Annotated in this window: 1 protein-coding gene; it reads right to left on the bottom strand. The window is 57.2% G+C overall.

The features are described 5' to 3' along the window. Nucleotides 1-30: 30 nt before the first annotated feature. A partial coding sequence (locus DCC82_RS13925; RefSeq protein WP_146177915.1) for a DDE-type integrase/transposase/recombinase occupies nt 31-607 on the bottom strand: 577 nt, incomplete at its 5' end.

Genomic DNA, 607 nt, shown 5'->3' with positions numbered 1-607 from the left:
CTGTTCAACGGGCTCCGGAGGACAAAAAAGTCAGGCCGCCTCTTGTTGGAGAAACGCTTGTGCCATGGCGATCAGCTTCGTCCACCGGGCCGGCATATGTGGAAGATCCGCCAGTTCCGGGATGACGACCGGCACCCGGCCTTCGAGCGCGCTGTGTGGGCGCAGAAAGTTGAAATACGCCACAAACAGCGTCACAAAGGACACCGAGCCTTCTTCCGCACCAAACCCATGGGTCGGGCGGTAGTTGCCTTTAAAGGTCCGGTTGAATCGCTCGATGATCTGCTTGAGAGGGCGAAACTCTTCCGAGACCGGATCCTCATTGGTCAGCCCGATCACTTGGCGGACGTCAAATGAAATCCCGTGTTGGGCGAAGAAGTGTTGCGCCAGCAGGTAAATCGGGTTGCCATCCACGACGAACGACAAGTCGTCTGGGAGGGACGCTAGCTTCCTGAGGACATCATCGATGGCCTTGATGGCCGAGAGCGTGTCCCGGTTGGGCGAGACGCGATACGACAGCACGATCTTTTTGACGGCGTCAAACATAAAGAACAGGTAATGCCAGCGCCCTTTGACGCGAATATACGTCTCGTCCCCGCAAAACGAACCG

It is taken from the genome of Geobacillus sp. LYN3 (assembly GCF_003064505.1).
Lineage (GTDB): Bacteria > Bacillota > Bacilli > Bacillales > Anoxybacillaceae > Parageobacillus_B > Parageobacillus_B toebii.
This window is presented reverse-complemented; position numbering and strand designations above follow the sequence as displayed.